Here is a 20,201-nt window from a genome sequence, read left to right as displayed (position 1 = left end):
TTTTTTGAGTTGCTGAGTTTCTAAGTTGCTAAGCTTCTAAGTTTTCTAGTTTTCTTCTTTTATTTTTTTAGTGAAGGAAACTATCATTCTTTCGACCTCTCGACTATCCTCATATAAGTTGTTAAATTGTTCGTTGTTTATGTATGAAATGTTTTTGGCAATTTCGAGTTGGGTTTGCATTTCAAACAAAGAACCAATTGAAATATTCAAAAAACGTAAAAAATCTTTATTTGTTTCTCTACCAAAACCTTCGGCAATGTTACTCGGAATTGAAATGGAGCTTCTTCTAAGTTGTGAAGTTAATCCAAATATTTCTTCTTTCGGAAAATGTTTTGTCTCTTGATAAATTTTGGTGACTAAAGTCATTGACTTTTGCCAAATTAAAAGTTTCCTAAATGTGCTCATTTAAAGTTTAATTAGAATTTGAATATTCCTCAAAAGTAAGATAAAACTTAATTAAAATAAATCTAAAAAAACTTAGCAACTTAGTAACTCAAAATCTTAGTAGCTTCTTCTTAATTCCAATTCTCCTCAAATCCGTAATCTTCGAAGCTATCGTCTCCGGTAAACATGTCGAGGTCGTCTTCGTCTAAATCGTCCTCAAATTCGCCATAAATATCATTGTGCATGTCATCGGCTTCGAAGTTTTTTTCGGTGGCTTCGGCAGGCATTTCTCCGTGCGAAAATAAAGTTTCTGGATACGTATTTCCAACAATTTGATCTTCTATAGCGGCTAATTCCACCAAAAAAGTCCACATGTTTATAAAATCGTAAACATAAATGATTTTGGTGTTATCCTCGTGCAAAATATCTTCAAGAGTATAATCGCTCATAATGCGTTGTTCTCCGGGAATATCGCCTGTGTCAAAAAGCGGGATTTCGTCTTCTTGATTCCACGTATCATCGCAAGTGTAAAACGAAGCTACGTCCATTCCATCAAACCCAAATGCATTAAAAATAGCATTGTGTAAATCTTCTAAAGTATCTTCTTTTAATATTGCAATATCTCTGAAAATATCTTCTTCGGCGTCTAAGATTACTCTGAATTTGTAAACCATAATCGTTGTTTTTATAATGTTCAAAGGTACATTTAATCCGTTTTAATACCAATTACATTAAATTTTTTTATTCAAAAAAAACGTTTTTGTTTGATAGTGAGTTTACTACTGTTTGGTTAATCGTTTTCTAATTTTATGGTAGTATTTGTGGTAAGTACTGTGGCTTGGATATTGTCGGCTCGGCGTCATGTTGTTAAAAATTAATGCCGTTACAAACAAGATAAAAACGCCAACCAAAGTAGGCGATACGAGGTACCAATATCCCAACGATTTGATTTTTTCGCTTCCGATAATAGCAATTAAAGCCGTGGCACCACCAGGAGGGTGTAGTGTTTTGGTGATTTGCATGAACACGATGGATAAAGAAACCGCAAGTGGAGCCGCAATCCAAACCGTATTCGGAATTAGATAATTTACGCTAACACCAATAAAGGCCGAAATTAAATGACCACCAATTAAATTTCGGGGTTGCGAGAAAGGACTCTGAATAATGCCGTAAACCAACACACTCGAAGCGCCGAACGAACCAATTAAGTACACGGCATCATTGCCCGAAAAATGTTTGGTTTGGATGTAGGATAAAATGCCAATTCCGACAAACGAGCCTAAAAACGACCAAAATTGTTCTTTAAAATCAATTAAAGTTTCTTTATACAAAATGTAGCGGGTTTTACGATACCCGCGCTTTATTTTTTGTGTCGCCATTGCTTTTTAATTGGAAAGATTTGGACTAAAAGTATAAACCGTTTTAGGGTAAATGCGTTTGGCGGTGTACTTGGATATCAAACAAACCACCAAAATCGGAACAAATAAGGTGTAGTTATTTGTTAATCCGCAAACTAAAAATATAGCCGTAAAAGGAGCGTGGATACTGGCACTTAAAACAGCAGCCATGCCAATAACCATAAAGTTTAAAGGAATGATGTTGGCATGAAAAAAGGTGTTTAAAAACAAGGACAGCAACAATCCTAAAAAGGCTCCAATAAACAAACTAGGGGCAAAAACACCTCCATCGCCACCTGAGGCTAAAGTGATGGAGGTCACAATTGGTTTCAGAATTAAAATGCCGATAAAAGTGATGGCCAAAGTTAGCGTAAGAGTACTATTGGCTTGAGTGTTTACAATAGATTGAATGGCGTGATAGCCTTCGCCGTATAATTGCGGAAATACAAAAAGCGAAATGCTCAAAACCAAAGAACCTAATAAAATTTTATAATAATGAACTTCGATTTTAGCAAATCTGGATTTGAAAAACAGCACGCAACGCGTTAAATAAACCGAGTTGATTCCGGCTAAAATTCCCAAAAGAATAAAATACGGAATGGCTCTTAGATGCCAAGTAGTGATAGACACAGCAAATAAAGGCTCTTCGTTCAAAATGGCCAACAAGCCATAAGCAAGGCTCACCGCAACCAGATTAGAAATGATAAAAGCGCGTGTTACTTTATTTGAAATTACTTCGTAGGCAAATAATAATCCCGCTATAGGACTGCTAAACAAAGCGGTTATACCGGCAGCAACGCCAGCACAAATTAATTCGGTTTTGTATTGGCGAAAAACATTTTCTTTTTCATGTGCTACCGAGCCAATAGTGGCTGTTGCTACAACTGTAGAAACTTCAATGCCGGTTGAACCACCAAAAATAACAGTCAATAAACCATTAATAGTGTGCGACGGAATTTTATAAGAAGGTAAGTTTTTTGATTTGGATTGTGTGCTTTCAAAGACTTCTTTGATGCCTTTGTTTTCTTTTTTCTTAAACATATAAAGGCGTAAGAAATAAATCACAGATAATCCGAAAACCGGAAAAAGTACGTATAACCAAGGATTTACAGTTGCCTGATGGAAAAAGATTTCTTCGTAATATTCGGTTGCTTTTTTTAGTGTTAATCCTAATAAAGCAGATAAAAATCCAATTAAAATAGAAACAATTACTAGTTTTTTGAATTTGATTAATTGATGATTTTTTTTGATTTGCGCCGTTTTATTCATCATGTAGTTATTTATTTGCACCTCTCACAATGCGGATGCAAATTTACGTATTAGAATTCGGATAACGGGTTTTAAAAACAGTATTTTAACTTTTTACAAAAAAATCAATATTTTACTTTTCGTAAAATTCAATAGGTAGATCATCAGGATCGGCGATGAAGGTAAATCGTTTTTGAGTAAATTCATCTATACGAATGGGTTCGGAATTGATGTTGTTTTCTTTTAAAAACGAAACGGTTACATCTAAATTATCAACCTCAAAAGCCAAATGGCGCAATCCCATTGCTTCGGGTCGAGAAACTCGTTTGGGAGGATTTGTGAATGAAAATAATTCGATGATATAATTGTCATTTAAAGCCAAATCTAATTTATATGAATCACGTTCTTCGCGATACACTTCTCGAATGATTTTTAGACCTAAAACGGAAGTGTAAAACTCTTTCGATTTATCGTAATCACTGCAAATAATAGCAATATGGTGAACTTTATTTAGTGATAGCATTTTATTGTAGATAAGTCATATCGGGCAAATTAGCGTCTGGATTTTGAGCCAAAGTTTCCGAATGTAATTGAGTAATTAACTGCTTGGTTTGTTGAAGATCGTTTACTTCAAAAAGAAATACTACTTCATTTTCATTGTCGGCATTTTGCCATAATTGTTTTAAAAACATGCCTTTACTGGCGTGAAATTCTTTGTCGTTTTCTAAAACTTCTTTGATGGAGAGCAATGGTACATTTTTAAGTTTTGCTAAAAGATGTGGCATATTTTATTGATTTAATTTTCGAATTACTTTTGCCGGATTTCCAACCGCCAATGAATTATCCGGAATGTCTTTAGTTACTACAGAACCAGCACCAATCACACAACCTTTTCCAATGGTAACACCCGGACAAAGAACGGTATTTCCGCCAATCCAACAATCGTCCCCAACGGTTACTGGCAGTGCATTTTCGAGTGTCTTTCGCAATTCGGCATCGAGTGGGTGCGAAGCGGTGTAAATTTGAACATTGGGTGCTATAAAAACATTGTTCCCTAGCGTAACAGGAGCACAATCGAGTACGACACAATTAACGTTAAAATACACGTTTTCGCCGCAAAAAATATTATAGCCATAATCGCAATGAAAAGGGGGTTCTATGTACAGGTTTTTGCCCGCATTCGGAATCAATTCGGACACGATTTCTTTTGCTTTTTTGGTTACTCGGTATTCGGTTATATTCAGGCTATGTAAAAGGTTTTTTGCTCTCCTCCGACCTTTTACCAATTCGGGATCAAAAGCATTGTAATACTCGCCCGAAATCATTTTTTCTTTTTCGGTTTTCATAATTTAAAATTTAGTTTTAGCAATTTTAGGGTGAATTTTGGTTACCTCTTGTAATGCCGCACTCGAGACCCATGGGATTAATTCAATATCTATTAAATGTGCTTTTATTGCGGGGTCGTTGACAACAAGAGCTTCGGCTTCTGCAATGGTTTCCACATTAAAAATGAAAATTCCCATATAATTTTTTTCATTTGGCATAAAAGAACCCGTGATAATCAATTTTTTATCTTGGGCTAATTTGTAGATAGTTGCCATATGTCCTTTAAATAATTTTTGTGATTCATCTTTAGAAGCAGCGGTGTAGTTTCCAGCTTTTAAAAGACAAAATACGTAATTTTTCATTCCGTCCTCATCGGCATGTAAGGATTTTGCTAACGCTTCATCGTAGCTGTTTTTTTGTTCTTGTGAATAAATAGGTACTGTAAAAATCAAAAGCAGAGCAAGCAAAATGGAATTTTTCATTGAGATAAAAGTTAGTAATGAAAACTAAAATTACGCAATTCATCCTAAAAATTCGGCAGTTCGGTAGCTTATTATTTGTAATGATTTTGATTGGAAATACTTTTGAATCATTAAAATCAAAAACCATGAAAGCCAGCATTATATTTTGTTTATTCTTAGTCTGTGCCGTTACTATTGCGCAAAATACTATTTCCGGAAAAGTGACCAATACCAAAGGGAATCCTATTCAAGGCGCTAATGTTTTTATTGAAGGCACTTACGATGGGGCAACAAGCGACGAAAATGGTCAGTTTTTGTTTGAAACTGATAAAACGGACTCGGTTATTTTGGTTGTCAGTTTTTTAGAATTGGAAACCTTAAAAACCGAAATTGATCCGAAGAATTGCAAAAACCAAGTTTTCAAACTCCGGGATAATATCAATTCGTTAGATGCTGTCGTGATAACCGCTGGCGTTTTAGAATCGGGCGATAAAGCACGGGTTTCGGTTTTAAAACCTTTGGATATTGTTACTACAGCTGGTTCTGCCGGAAATATAGTGGCCGCTCTGCAAACTTTGCCCGGAACACAAACCGTTGGCGAAGACGGGCGTTTGTTTGTTCGTGGTGGTGAGGCTAGCGAAACCCAAACTTTTGTAGATGGTATTCGGGTGGCGCAACCGTACGGCGCAACCACGAACAATGTGCCGACTCGCAGTCGATTTTCGCCTTTTTTATTTAGCGGAATTGCTTTCTCGACTGGCGGTTATTCGGCCGAATACGGCGAGGCTTTATCGAGCGTTTTGCTCTTGAATACGCAAGATGAGGAAGATCATGAAAAAACGGATATTTCGTTCATGACAGTAGGTTTAGGTGTGGGAAACACGCAAAAATGGGGAAAAAGTTCGTTGAGTATGAATCTTTCCTATATCAATTTAGCGCCCTATCAAGCGGTGGTTCCGCAAAATGTAGTATGGAATAATCCGTATCAATCTTTGGGAGGAGAAGCAGTTTACCGATATAAATTCAATAATGGAATTTTTAAATTATATGCTGCTTTTGATTCGGAGCAATTCGATTTAAATCAGCAAAATATCAATTTCGAAAATCCAATCCGTACCGATATGAATAATAATAATTTTTATTTGAATTCGTCTTACAAAGGAAGTTTCGGAACTGGTTGGCAGCTCACTTCTGGATTGAGTTACGGATTAAGTAAAAACAAATTAAAATACGATGTTGCCGATTTGAATACCGACGAAAATGCAGCACAATTGAAGTTAAAGTTGCGAAAGAATTTTTCTAATTATTTCAAATTGTCTTTTGGAACTGATTATTTTATTACAGAATTTGATGAGAATTATTATGACAATAGGGCAATTGACGTCACTAATGGCTATAATTCCAATATTTTTGCGGCCTATACAGAAGCCGAGTTGTTGTTTTCAAAAAAATTAGCTTTTAAGACAGGTTTACGCTATTCGAATACTAGTTTGCTTCATGAAAACAGAATTGCTCCAAGAGCTTCTATTGCTTATAAAGTTTCAAAAAACAGTCAGTTTTCTTTTGCTTATGGCGATTTTTCGCAAACTCCGATTTCCAATTATATTAAATATTCCAAATTTCATCAGTTTGAAAGCGAGAAAGCCAAGCATTACATTTTGAATTATCAGTTTACCAAACCGGGGCAAATTTTAAGAGCTGATTTGTATTATAAAGATTATCGAAATTTGGTACAATACGATACTCCGGAAATTCAGTATAATTCGGTTTTTAATAATAATGGTTCGGGTTATGCCAAAGGATTTGAATTGTATTGGAGAGATAGTAATTTGTACAAAAATTTAGAATATTGGGTTTCCTATTCTTATATCGATTCGGAACGGCAGTACAAGAATTTTCCAACAAGGGCAACGCCTAGTTTTATTGCAAATCATTCGTTATCTGTAGTAGCTAAATATTTTATCACCGACTGGAAATCGCAAATTGGGTTTACCAATAGTTTTAGTTCCGGGCGACCTTTTAACGATCCTAACCAATCACAATTTATGAACGGAAAAACCAAATCATACAATAGTTTGAGTTTTAATTGGGCCTATTTGCTCACTACACAAAAGATTTTGTACTTCTCGGTTTCTAATATTTTGGGAACGCAAAATGTGTTTGGATACGATTATGCTAGAAACGCAGACTCAAATGGTGTGTATCAACGTCAAGCTATTATTCCCACTGCAGATCGTTTCTTTTTTGTAGGCTTCTTTTGGACAATTAGTGATAATAAAAAGGAGAATCAGTTGAAGAATTTGTAGCGAAAGCCGCTAAGTTTCTAAGTCGCTAAGTATCTAAGCGGAAAAAAACTCAGAAACTTTGCATCTTAGTTCCTTAGAAACTCAAAAAAACACTTCATCCTCATTATTCAACAATTCAGTAGGATTAAATTTTATAACCCCGGGAACAGCAATACTTTTGGAGGGTAATTAAGAAGAAGGTGCAAAGTACCAGAGATGCAAAGGGACAAAGGCTAAAAGAAATGAAAAGCTACTTCTTTGAGATATTCCTAAAACCTCTGAACCTTTGTCACTTTGTTCCTTTGAACCTTAAAATAAAAAGTTTCATTTATCAAATCAATTAACAAATAAAAAACTAAAAATCATGACAAAAATTATCACTTCATTAGCCTTTTTTATTTGCAGTTTGTTAACTGCTCAAAGTCAGTACGAAAACGGAATGCAAAAAGCACTGGGACTTTGGAAAGACGGAAAAACAACTGAAGCTTCGGCTCTTTTTGAACGAATTGCTTCGGCCGAGCCCAATCATTGGCAGCCCAATTATTATGTGGCTTTTATCAATACTATTTCGGCTTTTAGTGTCAAAGACAAAACGCAAATTGAATTGCTTTTGACCAAATCACAAAATGCTTTGGATGCCGAGTTTCTTAAAAATGATAAAAATGCCGAGTTGTATGCACTTCAAGCACTAATTTATACGGCATGGGTAGTGGCTGACCCGATGACCAACGGAATGAAATATTCGGCAAAAGTCATGGAGGCTTATGCAAAAGGAAAGGCAATCGACCCGAATAATCCGCGAATTGTGTTTGGCGAAGCCGATTATCAACTGGGAGGAGCTAAATGGACAGGAGTTGATACCAAGCCACTTTGTGCTCAAGTGGACAAAGCAATTGAACTTTTTGCTACTTTTAAACCTCAAACGGCTTTTGATCCTAATTGGGGATTGGATAGGGCTTTGGAAGCACAAAAAAATTGTAAAAAATAAACCGAATTAGTTAAAAATAATGAAAGAATATAAAAGTTCATTTGCCGATTTAAAAAGTGGAACAGTCGTTTGTTTTAAAATTTCGATGGTTTTTGCTGTATTGTTTTCGGCCTTTTTAGGCGAAGATTTAACAGTCAGAAATGTGTTGGTTACTTTTTTTATCAGCTGTATGTATTCTTTCGGATTGGGATTTGGAAATGGTTTTATCAATGTTTTTCTGGATCGAAAATGGGATTGGCTCGAACAAACTAATTTACGGGTGTATTTTGGGATCATTTGCACGATTTTATATACTGTTCCGGTTGTTTTAGGTATCAATTATTTGGTTTTTGTGGTGTTGCAAGACGTGACTTTGGCTGTGTTTTTTGGGGCTAGAATGATTTGGGTGCATTTGTTTTATATTATTTTGTCGTTAGGTGTTTCGACTTTTTTGCAAGCCCGAAGTTTTATGATTAAATGGAAACAAGCTTCTAAAATCGAAATTACCCAACAAAAAATCATTGCCGGAACTGCCAATGCCAAATTTGAAAGTTTAAAGAACCAAATCGATCCGCATTTTCTTTTCAATAGTTTAAATGTATTGAGTTCTTTAATCGAGGAAAATCCTGATAATGCACAACGTTTTACCACTTCTTTATCTAAAATTTACCGCTATGTTTTAGAGCAAAAAGACAAAGAGTTGGTTTCGGTAGAAGAGGAGCTAAAGTTTGCCAAAACGTATATGAATTTGCTCAAAATGCGATTCGAAAACAGCTTGTCTTTTTCGCTTCCTGATTTTGAAAATAGTAATGCTGAAGCGAAAGTAGTGCCGCTGTCGTTGCAACTTTTACTCGAAAACACGATTAAGCACAATGTAGTGAGCGAGCAAAAACCCTTACATATTCGCATTTTTGAGCAAGATAATTATTTAATTGTTGAGAATGATTTGCAAAAGAAGAAGGTTTTGCAGGAACGACAAGGCGTTGGTTTGCAAAATATAGCCAATCGATATGCTTTAATTACCAATCGCAAAGTGATTATCGATGAAAACGAACAAAAATTTAGTGTCAAAATTCCCATTTTAACCAAACAAGTTTCTGTTATGGATACTTTTTCAAGATATGCCGAAGACGCAACCTATTTTCGAGCCAAAAAACGAGTGAAAGAATTAAAGGAGTTTTATACCCATTTAACCGTGTATTGTTGTTGCATTCCGATTGTAATTGTAACCAATTTGTTGGTAGTGCCAAGCTTTCATTGGTTTTGGTTTACTGTATTTGGTTGGGGATTTGGTTTGTCGATGCATGCTTTTAAAACATTTGGATACGGCAGTACTTGGGAAGAACGAAAAATAAAAGAATTGATGAATAAAGAGGATGAACAATTTACAAATTGGAAATAAAATGGAAAATAGTTTTGAAAATGAAAAATACGACAGAGCCAAAAAAAAGGTAGAAGAAATCAAAGGGTTTTATGGTAATTTGATTTCTTATGTGGCCGTCAATGGTTTTTTGGTTTTTTTAAACCTACGCACTTCGCCCGAATATTTATGGTCATTGTGGCCTATAATGGGGTGGGGAGTTGGTTTGTTGATTCACGGATTGAAGGTTTTTGATGTGATGCCTTTTTTTGGAAAAGAATGGGAAGAGAAAAAAATCAACGAATTGATGCAGAAAGAAAAAGAAAATCAAAATAAATGGCAATAGCATGATGAACGTACTCATTATTGAAGATGAAAAACCCGCTGCGAGATTATTGCAACGCAAACTCGAAAAGTTAAATGTATCAGTCACTCAGTTATTGCATTCGGTTGAAGAATCGGTTACATGGTTTTCTCAGAATCCACAACCTGATTTGATTTTTTTAGATATCCAATTGTCGGATGGTCTTTCGTTTGAAATTTTTGAGAAAGTCAGTATCCAGAGCGCCATCATTTTTACAACCGCTTATGACGAATATGCTTTGAAGGCTTTCAAATTAAATTCGATTGATTATTTGTTAAAACCCATTGATGAGGAAGAGTTGGAAGAGGCTATTTTGAAATATAAAAAATGGCAACCTATAACCCCTATTTCCCATTCGTACGCAGCCGATTTTGAAGTGATAAAAAAGTTGCTTTTTAATCCGTTTGAGAAACCATTTAAAGAACGCTTTACCATCAAAATTGGATCGCAATTAAAGGTGATTTCCATTTCCGAAATTGAATGTTTTTTTAGTGAAAACAAAGGAACCTATATTCATACTTTTGACAATCGAAATTACCTGCTGGATGCCACTTTGGAAATGGTAGAACAAGAACTCAATCCGAAGGAATTTTTCAGAATTAGTCGTAAGTTTATCGTATCCTTAAAAGCCATAAAAGAGATCACAATGTACAGTAATTCAAGGCTCAAAATTTTGCTTCCAACCTACAAAGCAGAGGAGGTGATTGTAAGTAGGGAGAAAGTTTCTGATTTTAAAACTTGGATTGGATGATCTTAAATTATAAGTTCAAGTTTTGGCTTTTAAAATACTGGAAATTAATTTTTTAATAAATCAATATAGATTTTATTTATAATGCTTTTTTTGATAAATTGATCTGTTTTTTCAAACTTTTTTCCTGAAAAAAGGTACTTTTGTTTTTGTACTAATGTTTTGTTAATGCTAATTTTTAAACGGGATAATCATTGTAAATTACAACGAAATTATAAATAAAAATCAGATGATGAAACCCTTATTTTTAGTTGTTTTTTTGACCTTGTTTTCTTCAAAGATTATGGCGCAAGAAGTAGCTGTTTTTGATAATTATGCCAATCTTGAAAAAGCAATTTTGAGCGAAAAAAACACCACTTATGTCGTTAATTTTTGGGCTACTTGGTGTGCGCCTTGCGTAAAAGAATTGCCTTATTTTGAACAGCTAAATTTGGAGAATAAAAAGGTAAAAGTGGTACTTGTAAGTTTGGATTTTAAAGACCAATATGAAGCGAAATTAATACCATTTGTTAAGCGCAAAAACTTGCAATCTCAAGTAGTTTTGTTAACCGATAAAGATTATAATAATTGGTTGCCAATGGTCAATAACGAATGGAGTGGGGCAATTCCGGCGACCTTAATTTTGCATCAAAATCAGAAAATTTTTGTAGAAAAAAGTTTTGAAAATTTTTCCGATCTAAACGAATTTGTAACAAAGAATATTAATTAAACCATCATATAAAATGAAAAAAGTATCCTTATTTATAGCGGTGATCGCTGTTTTTTTCTTCTCTTCTTTTGCGGTAAATGTTCCTGTACCGTATAAAATTGGAGACAAAGCCACCGATTTTAAATTGAAATCAGTTGACGGGAAAATGTATTCTATGGCCGATTACAAGAATGCCAAAGGTTTTATTATCGTTTTTACCTGTAATCACTGTCCGTTTGCCAAGAAATACGAAGACCGTATTAATGATTTGGCTAAAAAATACAAACCACAAGGCTATATTCTTTTAGCAATTAACCCAAACGACCCAATTGCTCAACCTGATGACAATTACGAAGCAATGCAAGTGAGAGCGAAAGAAAAAGCATTTGCTTTTCCTTATTTAGTAGATGAAGGTCAAAAAATATATCCACAATACGGAGCTACCAAAACACCACACGTTTTCTTGCTGGATAAAAATCGAATTGTAAAATACATTGGCGCTATTGATGATAATGTAGATAGTGCAGCAGATGTAAAAGAAAAATACCTTGAAAATGCCATTGCAGCCTTAGAAAACGGTAAAAACCCTTCGCCCGAAACAACAAAAGCTATTGGTTGTTCTATAAAAACGAAGAAATAAAATAAATAACGAATTTTAAATTTAGAAAAGGGATGAAACAAATTGTTTTATTCCTTTTTTTTGTTTTAAGTATGTACAGTATTAAATGCTTAACAGAAACTTAAACTCCTTTTCTAGGCATTCAGCGCTACATTTTTTTCATTTGTCAATACTACTTGATTATGAAAAAACGATTGATAGGATATAGCGATAAGGAGTTACAAGCACTTGCAGGAAATGGCAACCAAATGGCTTTTGAGGTTATATTTGACCGTTATTGGAAACCTCTGTATCGCTATGCTTACTCCATTTATCAGGATGAAGAAGTTTGTGAGGATATTGTGCAAGAACTTTTTATTGATTTGTGGAACAAAATGCCTTCGGCTACCATATTACATTTGGAATCGTATTTATTAAAAGCGATAAAATACAAGGTAATTAACCATATTCGTAGTTTAAAATTTACTCAAGAGCATCTTGATATTTTAGAAACCATCTCCATTCCTTCCAAAACTATGGATGATATTGAATATAAAGATTTTGAAAAAACAGTAATAAATCATATTAACAAACTTTCGCCCAAGTGCAAAGAAGTCTTTATATTAAGTCGATTTGAATACTATTCTAATACCGAAATAGCAATCAAATTAAATATATCATTATTAACTGTCGAAAAGCACATTAGTAATGCCTTGAAATACCTTCGAAATAATTTCGATGACTATCAACTTTCGGCTTTTGTTATCGGAATGTTTTTTTATTGTTAGCTACCCTTGGTTTCTTTTAAGGAACCGTTAAATCAATAAAACAGACTACTTGTTACCCTGAAAAAATGTGACTTACAGGTAAAAGCAAGTATTTTGAAAAAAGAACAATTTTTAGATTTAGCAAATAAGTATGCTGAAGGAACCGCTACTGCAGAAGAAATTTTAGCTGTTGAAAACTATTTGAATTCACTCCAACAATCCGAAAAAACAATTCCAAATTCGTTTTTGCAGAAAAAAAGAAATCGTATTTGGAAAAAAATACAGAAGTCGACCCACAAAACTTCCACTTCCAAACAAAAAATTTGGTCTAGTCTTTATAAAGCGGCCGCTCTTTTGGTTGTAATGTTGGGTATAACCTATGTGTATCAAACTCATTTTTTAAAAGAAAACTTCATTACCCATGCTACAGTAAGAGGTGAAAAAAAGCAAATTATACTTACCGATGGTAGTATCGTAGTTTTAAATTCGAATAGTTCGGTTGTAGTTCCTGAAAAATTTGGCAATCAAAGAATGGTTCGATTAAAAGGAGAAGCTTATTTTAAAGTTACCCGAAACCCTAGTAAGCCTTTTATAATCAATACAAAGGATGTAAAAGTACAAGTGCTAGGAACTTCGTTTAATATTAACGCTTATAATCATAATCATACAAAAGTGAGTGTTTTAACGGGTAAAGTAAAAGTAAGTGCTCCGAATGGTGAAAATGTGGTGTTGATTAAAAACAATCAAGTTGATTTTATACCTGCTAATGGCTTTGTTTTAACAAAAGAAAATAGTAAAGAAGGGATTGCCTGGACAACGAATTGTATAGTACTAAAGAAAAATTCCTTAGCGCAAACCGCTCGAATTTTAGAAAATTGGTATGATGTGACCATTCAATTTCAGGATAAAACCATTGAAGAGCTTACTATATCTGGAAAATTTAAAGAACCCAAGCTGGATAACATCCTTCAAAGTATAGCCTTGCTAAAAGAATTACAAATAGAATACATAACCCCAAAACAGATTATTATAAGAAGAAAACCAAATTAATTTAATTAAAACAAAACCGCTTCTGCTGGAACAGAAGCGGAGAAAAACAGACTACAAAAACAAATTTATAGCCTTACTGTAATGAATACTAAACTACAATTTTTTTTAAATCAATACGTATCTAATTACGTTTTTTTGCTGCTTGCTTTTCTGTTCATAAGCAATGTATTTGCAAAGCCTATAAGCGATCAAGTATTAAATGAAAAGCAAATTTCGCTAAATCTGAATAATGCTTCTATAACAGAAGTACTTAGCGCAATCGAACAAAAAACGCAATTTACTTTTATTTTTGATGATAAAATATCAGGATTTTCGAAGCGTTTTTCAATTCATACTGTCAACGAATCGGTTGAAAGCATATTAAATAAAATAAGCCAACAATCGGGTTTTGAGTTTAAAAGAATTAATTCAACTATTACGGTTATCAAACCCGATCAAAAACCCCAGCTGGTAAAAGGTAAAGTTTTGGATGCTGGCGGTATGTCTTTGCCAGGTGCCTCAGTGACCGAAAAAGGTACTTCTAATACGGTTACAACCGATTTCGACGGTAATTTTACTATTACGGTTTCTAATTCGGCCAGATTGGTAATCTCATTTATCGGATTTGAAGATCAAGAAGTAGCTTTATCCAAATCACCAATAGTCATTCAATTAAAAGAACAAACTAATATGTTGAATGATGTAGTGGTTACGGCGTTAGGAATAAAAAGAGAAGAAAAACGTTTGGGTTTTGCGCAACAAACCATAAAAGCTGATGAGCTCGAAAAAACGACTCCTAATAATTGGTCATCGGCTTTAAAAGGAAAAGTTGCGGGTTTAAATATTACTTCTTCCGGTTCAGGACCCATTAATTCGCAATCTATTATTTTAAGGGGAAATCGTTCTATCGATATTAATGATAACCAAGCATTGATTGTGGTAGATGGTGTTCCGATGCAATCTCAAATGACTACGTCGGGCTCCTCTACGGCTTATATGGGAGACGATTCTCCGATCGATTACGGTAACGGAATATCTGATTTGAATGTAGACGATATCCAGAGTGTAACAGTGCTGAAAGGAGCTGGAGCAACGGCTTTGTATGGTAGCCGCGCTGCTAATGGTGCTTTAATTATTACAACAAAATCAGGTAAAAAAAGCAAAGGGCTTGGTGTTACGGTAACTTCTGGTGCAACTTTTGACGTGATACAACGTTGGCCAGATTATCAATATCAATACGGACAAGGAACTGGAAAAGGATTCAATAAAGAAGGTGAATTGTACTATTCGTATGGTGCTTCTGAAGATGGTGCTAGTACTAGCGGTACAAGTAGTGCTTATGGGCCTGCATTTAACAATCAATATTATTACCAATATGACCCTATTTTACAAGGACAAGGAGCAGAACGAACTTTATGGCAACCCTATAAAGACAATCGCAAAGATTTTTGGAATACGGGTGTAACACTTAATAATAACATATCACTTCAAGGTGGAGATAAAAACGGGTCAATTAGAGCTTCTTTCGGTAATCAAAAAAACAATTGGATTATGCCGAATACTGGTTTTGACAGGTATACGGCGGCCGTAAATGCTAATTATCAAATTTCGAATCGCATAAAAGTTGGAACATCAATCAATTATAATAACAGAGCTAGTGATAACTTGCCTTCTACCGGATACAACAATGGTTCGATAGCTTATTTTATGATATTCCAAAATCCGAATGTTGATTTAAATTGGTATAAGCCTATTTGGATGAACGGTTTAGAAAACATAGATCAAATTAACCCCTATAGTTCTTATATCGATAATCCGTACTTAATTGCATACGAGGCGACTAATCCGCTAGAAAGTAGTCAAGTGGTAGGAAATCTTTTTGCGAATATTGATTTGGGAAATCATTTGGATTTGATGGTTCGAACTTCTTTAAATACCTACAATCAAAACAGGCAACAGCGTCGACCATATAGTATCAATAGATACGCAAAAGGTTTTTTTAAAACGCAAGACGTATACATGCAAGAAATCAATAATGATTTTTTGCTCTCCTATAAAAATGATTTTAGCCAAAGTTTCAGTTTTTCGGGTTCCTTAGGAGGAAACAGCAGATCTCAAAAATACCGAAAAATGGAAGCAGAAGTGGAAGGTTTAGTCGTTCCCGATGTTTATAAACTTACCAATGGAGTAACTACTCCTTTGGTTCGGAAAGATGATAGTAATAAAGAGGTAAACAGTTTGTATGGTTTGATTTCGTTAGCGTACAAGGATTATATTTTTGTTGATGTGACAGGACGAAACGATTGGTCGAGTACCTTACCACTAGAAAATAATTCATTTTTCTATCCATCGGTAAATACCAGTATTGTTTTTTCCGAAATGTTCAATATGCCCGAAACTATTGATTATTTAAAATACCGTTTTTCTTTTGCTAAAGTGGGTAATGATACCGATCCGTACAGAACTAGTAAATACTACGGTCAATCTGATTTTCCTAGTTCGGCAGTAACAGATAATACACTTTTTAACGATAGTTTTCAGCCCGAAATTACAACAAGTTTTGAAACTGGTTTTGAACTTTATATGTTCAACAAACGATTAACACTTGATGCTACGGTATACGAAAGTAATACTAAAAACCAAATTATTACAGTGCCCTTAGATTATAGTACAGGTTATTCTAGCAGAATTACAAATGCTGGTAATGTTCGAAATAGAGGAGTAGAAATTATATTAGGGGCCACCATAATTGATAACCCTGGTTTTAAATGGAAATCAACTTTAAATTGGTCTCGTAATTGGAATAAAATTTTAGAACTAGCCGATGGAGCCGATGATCAATTTGTAATTGGAGAAGGTGGTACAGCATCCTTAATTGGTAAAGTAGGCGGTACAACCACTGCTATGTATGGTTACGGATTTGTGCGCGATCCCCAAGGAAATATTGTTTATGATGAAGCGGGATTACCAGCTTATCCAGATGATATTCAGTATATAGGTGATGCTAGTCCCGACTGGAAAGCTGGTTTTACAAACTCTTTTTCTATAGGTAATTTTACTGCCAGTGTAACCCTTGACGGACAATATGGAGGTGTGATTTATTCGCAAACGCATCATAAAATGATGGAGCAAGGTAAACTAGAAGGTACATTAATGGGGCGTGAAGAAGGTTATATTATAGGCGATGGTGTGGTTTTAAATGCTGATGGTAGCTATTCGGAAAATACTACAAAAGTTACACTTCCAGATTATTATACCCGATATTATAGAAGGGCTAATATTGAATCCAATTCTTTCGATGCTTCTTACTTAAAACTCCGTGAGCTAAGTTTTGCTTATGAATTTCCTAAAAAGTGGCTTCGAAATACAGGTTTGCAAGCAGTACAATTTGCTGTTTTTGGAAGAGATTTAGCCGTTATATCTGATTTTCCTATTTATGATCCTGAAACAGCTGCTCTGAATGGTAATACCATTTTGCCTGGAATAGAAATGGGACAAATGCCCTCTCCAGCCAATTATGGATTTAATTTAAAATTCAACTTTTAAAGTAATACAACAATGAAAAAACTACAAATTATAGTAATCCTTTTAACTCTTGTATTATTGAATACGAATTGTACAGGGGATTTTGAAGAATTAAACGAGAATCCTAATTTGATTGCAGAAATTAGTCCCGGTACGTTACTAAATCCTATTTTGTATGGTATGGCAAGTCATCATGCGCAACGTAGTACCGATGTAACTTTTAATTTGATGCAGGTTTCGTTGCCTTTTCCTAGTATTTCTGGGGGTTTACACCGATACGATGTTAGTCCGAATATCGGTAATTCTACATGGAATACGTCCTATAAATGGCTGGCCGGTGTTCGCGAAATGCGTATTGCAGCCGAAAAAGCACAAGACACCAATTACGAAGCCGTTGCGCTAACATTAAATGCATGGATATATGCCAATTTAACTGATGTATTTGGGCCGGTTCCGATGACCAATGCTGTAAAAGGAGAAGAAGGTTTGTTGTATCCTTCATACGATTCGCAAGAGTTTATTTACGAAACTATTTTAGCTGATTTAGAAAGAGCCAATAGTTTGTACAATACCCAAACAGGTATGATTTATGCTAGCGATATCCTTTTTCAAAATGATGTAACAAAATGGAGAAAATTTACCAATTCGCTACACATGCGTTTGTTATTGCGCATTTCTAACAGAACAGAAACCAATGCTTTACAAAAATTGGTGGCAATGGTGCAAAATCCGACACTTTACCCAGTTTTTGCCTCAACTGCCGAATCAGCAATCTTGCAAGTAACCGGAATTGGAGCCAATGTTTCGCCTTGGGGGAGACCACAAGATTTTAATAATGGTATTAGAATGGCTTCTTTTTTTATTGATAATTTAAATGCATTAAATGATCCGAGGAGGGCTATAATAGCCACTACAGCAACCGATTTTAACGGGGTTAATTTGGGTTATAAAGGAATTCCGAGTGCTTATACGGGTTCCGATTCGCAATTTCAATACAATGCTTCCAGTTTAAATCGAAATCAAGCAGTAGCACCCATGAAAATTATGATTTTAACGTATGCTGAGGTAGAATTTATAAAAGCAGAATTAGCCCAAAGAGGTTTTATTGCTGATGCTGAAACGCATTATAAAAACGGTATTAATGCGGCAATGGATCAACTAGGCGTTGTACTACCAACAGATTATTTTTCGAATTCAGCTGTTGCTTATGATGGTAGTTTAGAGAAGATTATGTTGCAAAAATACTATGCATTGTATTTTACCGATTACCAACAATGGTTTGAATACCGCAGAACAGGTTTACCCAAATTACCTACAACAACTGCTATGTTAAATAATGCCCAAATGCCAGCTCGTTTTACCTATCCTACCGACCAGCAATTGTACAATCCAGTAAATTATAAAGAGGCTGTTCAATTACTTGGAAGCGATGATATTAATACCAAAGTTTGGTGGGACACTATTGATTAATAATTAAATAAAAAAATGATGTTTAAAAAATATTATATTGTAAGTATGTTGTTTCTTTCAACTTACTTATCCGCACAAACGGTTTCGGGCTATGTTTATGACGATGTTAATCGCAACGGTAAAAAAGAAAGTAAAGAAAAACCAATTGCTAACGTAGCCGTAACCAATGGTGCCGAAGTGGTGCTTACCGATAAAAACGGAAAATATTCATTACCCATCTCTAATGATGCTATCATTGCTGTTATTAAACCATCGGGTTATGCTATTCCTTTAAATTCAGATAATTTACCGCAATTTTTTTACAATTATAAACCAGAAGGTTCTCCGAAATTTAAATTTTCAGGAGTTGCTCCCACAGGAAAATTGCCGAAATTGTTGAATTTTGGATTGTATCAAACCAATGAACCAGATGAGTTTACGGCTTTGGTTTTTGGAGACCCACAGCCTTATACGTTAGAGGAGGTTGACTATTTTTACAGAGGTGTGGTTGCTGAGGTTGAAGGAATTAAAAATGTTCCATTTGGCTTAAGTTTGGGCGATTTAGTAGGTAATGATTTAAGTTTATTTAATCCGTACATACAAGCAGTAAAGAAAACTGGAATTCCTTGGTATAATTTATTAGGAAACCACGATCTTAATTTTGATGCTACCGAAGATAAATTGGCCGACGAAACTTATGAAGCGCATTTTGGACCAGCTAATTATGCTTTTAATTTTGGCAAGGTACATTTTATAGTTTTAGATGATGTTTTGTATCCCGACCCACGAGATCAAAAAGGATATTGGGGTGGTTTTCGGGAAGACCAACTGCAATTTATAGAAAACGATTTAAAATTTGTACCTAAAGACCACTTGATTGTTTTAGCTTTTCATATTCCATTAAGCGAGCCAGATGAGGATGCTTTTAGAGATGAGGATCGTAATAAATTGTTTAAAATTTTACAAGATTTTCCTAATACGTTGTCTCTGTCTGCTCATACGCACATACAACGTCAAGATTTTTTTGGTAAAAAAGAAGGTTGGTTACAAGAAAAACCACATCACCATTATAATGTAGGAACCACATCGGGTGATTGGTATTCGGGTAAATTAGATGAAAAAGGCATTCCAATTTCGGTAATGAGAGATGGAACTCAAAAAGGGTATGCATTTATTCATTTTAATGGAAATCAATATAATGTATCCTATAAAGTAGCAGGTAAGCCCAAAGAACATCAGATGGAACTATTTGCGCCCAAAGTGGTAGCCAAAGTCAAACGTACCAAAGCGGGTGTCTTTGCTAATTTTTTTATGGGGAAAGAAGGTGATCAAGTTCAATACCGAATTGATGGTGGAGTTTGGAAAGACATGGAATTTGTAAAAGAACAAGATCCTTCGTATGTAGCTTTGGTATACGAGTGGGATACTACAGAACAACTAATGCCAGGAAGAAGATCATCAGATCCTATTATCAGCACGCATGTATGGAGAGGAAACCTTCCGGCTAATTTGGACTTAGGGGTACATACAATAGAAATTCAGGCTACAGATATGTTTGGTAACCAGCATAAAGCGACTAAAACCTACAAAATTGATTCGCTTTAA

At 34.8% G+C, this 20,201-nt stretch carries 20 protein-coding genes; 12 read left to right on the top strand and 8 right to left on the bottom strand.

Annotation, left to right across the window (positions count from 1 at the left end):
* Positions 1–45: 45 nt before the first annotated feature.
* From I5M07_RS05085 to I5M07_RS05050, 8 genes are all read right to left on the bottom strand, one after another.
* Positions 46–405, bottom strand: a complete 360-nt coding sequence (locus I5M07_RS05085) for a four helix bundle protein (protein ID WP_200105108.1) — start codon at positions 403–405, stop codon at positions 46–48.
* 110 nt (positions 406–515) lie between these two features.
* Positions 516–1,058 (bottom strand): IS1096 element passenger TnpR family protein, encoded by a 543-nt coding sequence (locus I5M07_RS05080; protein WP_200105107.1) that lies wholly within the window; start codon positions 1,056–1,058, stop codon positions 516–518.
* Positions 1,059–1,163: 105 nt separating this feature from the next.
* Positions 1,164–1,763 carry an HPP family protein gene (locus tag I5M07_RS05075; RefSeq protein ID WP_200105106.1) on the bottom strand — a complete coding sequence of 200 codons (600 nt, stop codon included), beginning with the start codon at positions 1,761–1,763 and terminating at the stop codon, positions 1,164–1,166.
* A gap of 6 nt (positions 1,764–1,769) precedes the next feature.
* The gene (locus I5M07_RS05070; protein ID WP_200105155.1) at positions 1,770–3,050 is read right to left on the bottom strand and encodes a chloride channel protein; all 1,281 of its coding nucleotides are present in this window, start codon (positions 3,048–3,050) and stop codon (positions 1,770–1,772) included.
* A 112-nt stretch (positions 3,051–3,162) separates the two neighbouring features.
* Positions 3,163–3,552: an SMU1112c/YaeR family gloxylase I-like metalloprotein gene (gloA2, locus tag I5M07_RS05065; protein ID WP_200105105.1), complete on the bottom strand. Its 390-nt coding sequence runs from the start codon at positions 3,550–3,552 to the stop codon at positions 3,163–3,165.
* A gap of 1 nt (position 3,553) precedes the next feature.
* Positions 3,554–3,814 carry a hypothetical protein gene (locus tag I5M07_RS05060; protein ID WP_200105104.1) on the bottom strand — a complete coding sequence of 87 codons (261 nt, stop codon included), beginning with the start codon at positions 3,812–3,814 and terminating at the stop codon, positions 3,554–3,556.
* A 3-nt stretch (positions 3,815–3,817) separates the two neighbouring features.
* Complete coding sequence (locus I5M07_RS05055; RefSeq protein WP_200105103.1) at positions 3,818–4,375, bottom strand: sugar O-acetyltransferase; 558 nt, start codon at positions 4,373–4,375, stop codon at positions 3,818–3,820.
* A gap of 3 nt (positions 4,376–4,378) precedes the next feature.
* Complete coding sequence (locus tag I5M07_RS05050; protein WP_200105102.1) at positions 4,379–4,837, bottom strand: YciI family protein; 459 nt, start codon at positions 4,835–4,837, stop codon at positions 4,379–4,381.
* A 125-nt stretch (positions 4,838–4,962) separates the two neighbouring features.
* On the opposite strand from I5M07_RS05050, the gene I5M07_RS05045 reads away from it, so the two are divergent.
* From I5M07_RS05045 to I5M07_RS04990, 12 genes are all read left to right on the top strand, one after another.
* A complete protein-coding gene (locus I5M07_RS05045) occupies positions 4,963–7,122 on the top strand; it encodes a TonB-dependent receptor (protein WP_200105154.1) in 2,160 nt (719 codons plus the stop codon).
* 343 nt (positions 7,123–7,465) lie between these two features.
* Positions 7,466–8,089, top strand: a complete 624-nt coding sequence (locus I5M07_RS05040; RefSeq protein ID WP_200105101.1) for a hypothetical protein — start codon at positions 7,466–7,468, stop codon at positions 8,087–8,089.
* A gap of 19 nt (positions 8,090–8,108) precedes the next feature.
* Complete coding sequence (locus I5M07_RS05035) at positions 8,109–9,470, top strand: histidine kinase (RefSeq protein WP_200105100.1); 1,362 nt, start codon at positions 8,109–8,111, stop codon at positions 9,468–9,470.
* 1 nt (position 9,471) lies between these two features.
* Entirely contained in the window at positions 9,472–9,774 is a 303-nt protein-coding gene (locus tag I5M07_RS05030; protein WP_200105099.1) for a 2TM domain-containing protein, read from the top strand.
* Positions 9,775–9,778: 4 nt separating this feature from the next.
* Entirely contained in the window at positions 9,779–10,543 is a 765-nt protein-coding gene (locus tag I5M07_RS05025; protein WP_200105153.1) for a LytR/AlgR family response regulator transcription factor, read from the top strand.
* 226 nt (positions 10,544–10,769) lie between these two features.
* Entirely contained in the window at positions 10,770–11,249 is a 480-nt protein-coding gene (locus I5M07_RS05020) for a TlpA family protein disulfide reductase (protein WP_200105098.1), read from the top strand.
* 13 nt (positions 11,250–11,262) lie between these two features.
* Positions 11,263–11,868 carry a thioredoxin family protein gene (locus I5M07_RS05015; RefSeq protein WP_200105097.1) on the top strand — a complete coding sequence of 202 codons (606 nt, stop codon included), beginning with the start codon at positions 11,263–11,265 and terminating at the stop codon, positions 11,866–11,868.
* A 161-nt stretch (positions 11,869–12,029) separates the two neighbouring features.
* A complete protein-coding gene (locus I5M07_RS05010; RefSeq protein ID WP_200105096.1) occupies positions 12,030–12,614 on the top strand; it encodes an RNA polymerase sigma-70 factor in 585 nt (194 codons plus the stop codon).
* A gap of 93 nt (positions 12,615–12,707) precedes the next feature.
* Positions 12,708–13,643: a FecR family protein gene (locus I5M07_RS05005; protein ID WP_200105095.1), complete on the top strand. Its 936-nt coding sequence runs from the start codon at positions 12,708–12,710 to the stop codon at positions 13,641–13,643.
* 81 nt (positions 13,644–13,724) lie between these two features.
* Positions 13,725–17,168: a SusC/RagA family TonB-linked outer membrane protein gene (locus I5M07_RS05000; RefSeq protein ID WP_200105094.1), complete on the top strand. Its 3,444-nt coding sequence runs from the start codon at positions 13,725–13,727 to the stop codon at positions 17,166–17,168.
* 12 nt (positions 17,169–17,180) lie between these two features.
* Positions 17,181–18,617, top strand: a complete 1,437-nt coding sequence (locus tag I5M07_RS04995) for a SusD/RagB family nutrient-binding outer membrane lipoprotein (RefSeq protein WP_200105093.1) — start codon at positions 17,181–17,183, stop codon at positions 18,615–18,617.
* A 15-nt stretch (positions 18,618–18,632) separates the two neighbouring features.
* Positions 18,633–20,201, top strand: a complete 1,569-nt coding sequence (locus tag I5M07_RS04990; RefSeq protein ID WP_394369038.1) for a calcineurin-like phosphoesterase C-terminal domain-containing protein — start codon at positions 18,633–18,635, stop codon at positions 20,199–20,201.

Source organism: Flavobacterium agrisoli, from assembly GCF_016522065.1.
In the GTDB taxonomy this organism is placed as follows: Bacteria; Bacteroidota; Bacteroidia; order Flavobacteriales; family Flavobacteriaceae; genus Flavobacterium; species Flavobacterium agrisoli.
Note: the sequence above shows the minus strand (reverse complement) of the source record. Positions and strands in the feature narration are given on the sequence as shown.

What these genes read in the sequence shown, in the direction of transcription:
- I5M07_RS05070 (WP_200105155.1), bottom strand. Translation starts at nt 3,050, where the DNA reads ATGAATAAAACGGCGCAAATCAAAAAAAATCATCAATTAATCAAATTC.
- I5M07_RS05045 (WP_200105154.1), top strand. Translation starts at nt 4,963, where the DNA reads ATGAAAGCCAGCATTATATTTTGTTTATTCTTAGTCTGTGCCGTTACT.
- I5M07_RS05015 (WP_200105097.1), top strand. Translation starts at nt 11,263, where the DNA reads ATGAAAAAAGTATCCTTATTTATAGCGGTGATCGCTGTTTTTTTCTTC.
- gloA2 (WP_200105105.1), bottom strand. Translation starts at nt 3,552, where the DNA reads ATGCTATCACTAAATAAAGTTCACCATATTGCTATTATTTGCAGTGAT.
- I5M07_RS05025 (WP_200105153.1), top strand. Translation starts at nt 9,779, where the DNA reads ATGAACGTACTCATTATTGAAGATGAAAAACCCGCTGCGAGATTATTG.
- I5M07_RS05075 (WP_200105106.1), bottom strand. Translation starts at nt 1,763, where the DNA reads ATGGCGACACAAAAAATAAAGCGCGGGTATCGTAAAACCCGCTACATT.
- I5M07_RS05085 (WP_200105108.1), bottom strand. Translation starts at nt 405, where the DNA reads ATGAGCACATTTAGGAAACTTTTAATTTGGCAAAAGTCAATGACTTTA.
- I5M07_RS05040 (WP_200105101.1), top strand. Translation starts at nt 7,466, where the DNA reads ATGACAAAAATTATCACTTCATTAGCCTTTTTTATTTGCAGTTTGTTA.
- I5M07_RS05060 (WP_200105104.1), bottom strand. Translation starts at nt 3,814, where the DNA reads ATGCCACATCTTTTAGCAAAACTTAAAAATGTACCATTGCTCTCCATC.
- I5M07_RS05010 (WP_200105096.1), top strand. Translation starts at nt 12,030, where the DNA reads ATGAAAAAACGATTGATAGGATATAGCGATAAGGAGTTACAAGCACTT.
- I5M07_RS05035 (WP_200105100.1), top strand. Translation starts at nt 8,109, where the DNA reads ATGAAAGAATATAAAAGTTCATTTGCCGATTTAAAAAGTGGAACAGTC.
- I5M07_RS04990 (WP_394369038.1), top strand. Translation starts at nt 18,633, where the DNA reads ATGATGTTTAAAAAATATTATATTGTAAGTATGTTGTTTCTTTCAACT.
- I5M07_RS05000 (WP_200105094.1), top strand. Translation starts at nt 13,725, where the DNA reads ATGAATACTAAACTACAATTTTTTTTAAATCAATACGTATCTAATTAC.
- I5M07_RS05030 (WP_200105099.1), top strand. Translation starts at nt 9,472, where the DNA reads ATGGAAAATAGTTTTGAAAATGAAAAATACGACAGAGCCAAAAAAAAG.
- I5M07_RS05080 (WP_200105107.1), bottom strand. Translation starts at nt 1,058, where the DNA reads ATGGTTTACAAATTCAGAGTAATCTTAGACGCCGAAGAAGATATTTTC.
- I5M07_RS05055 (WP_200105103.1), bottom strand. Translation starts at nt 4,375, where the DNA reads ATGAAAACCGAAAAAGAAAAAATGATTTCGGGCGAGTATTACAATGCT.
- I5M07_RS05050 (WP_200105102.1), bottom strand. Translation starts at nt 4,837, where the DNA reads ATGAAAAATTCCATTTTGCTTGCTCTGCTTTTGATTTTTACAGTACCT.
- I5M07_RS04995 (WP_200105093.1), top strand. Translation starts at nt 17,181, where the DNA reads ATGAAAAAACTACAAATTATAGTAATCCTTTTAACTCTTGTATTATTG.
- I5M07_RS05020 (WP_200105098.1), top strand. Translation starts at nt 10,770, where the DNA reads ATGATGAAACCCTTATTTTTAGTTGTTTTTTTGACCTTGTTTTCTTCA.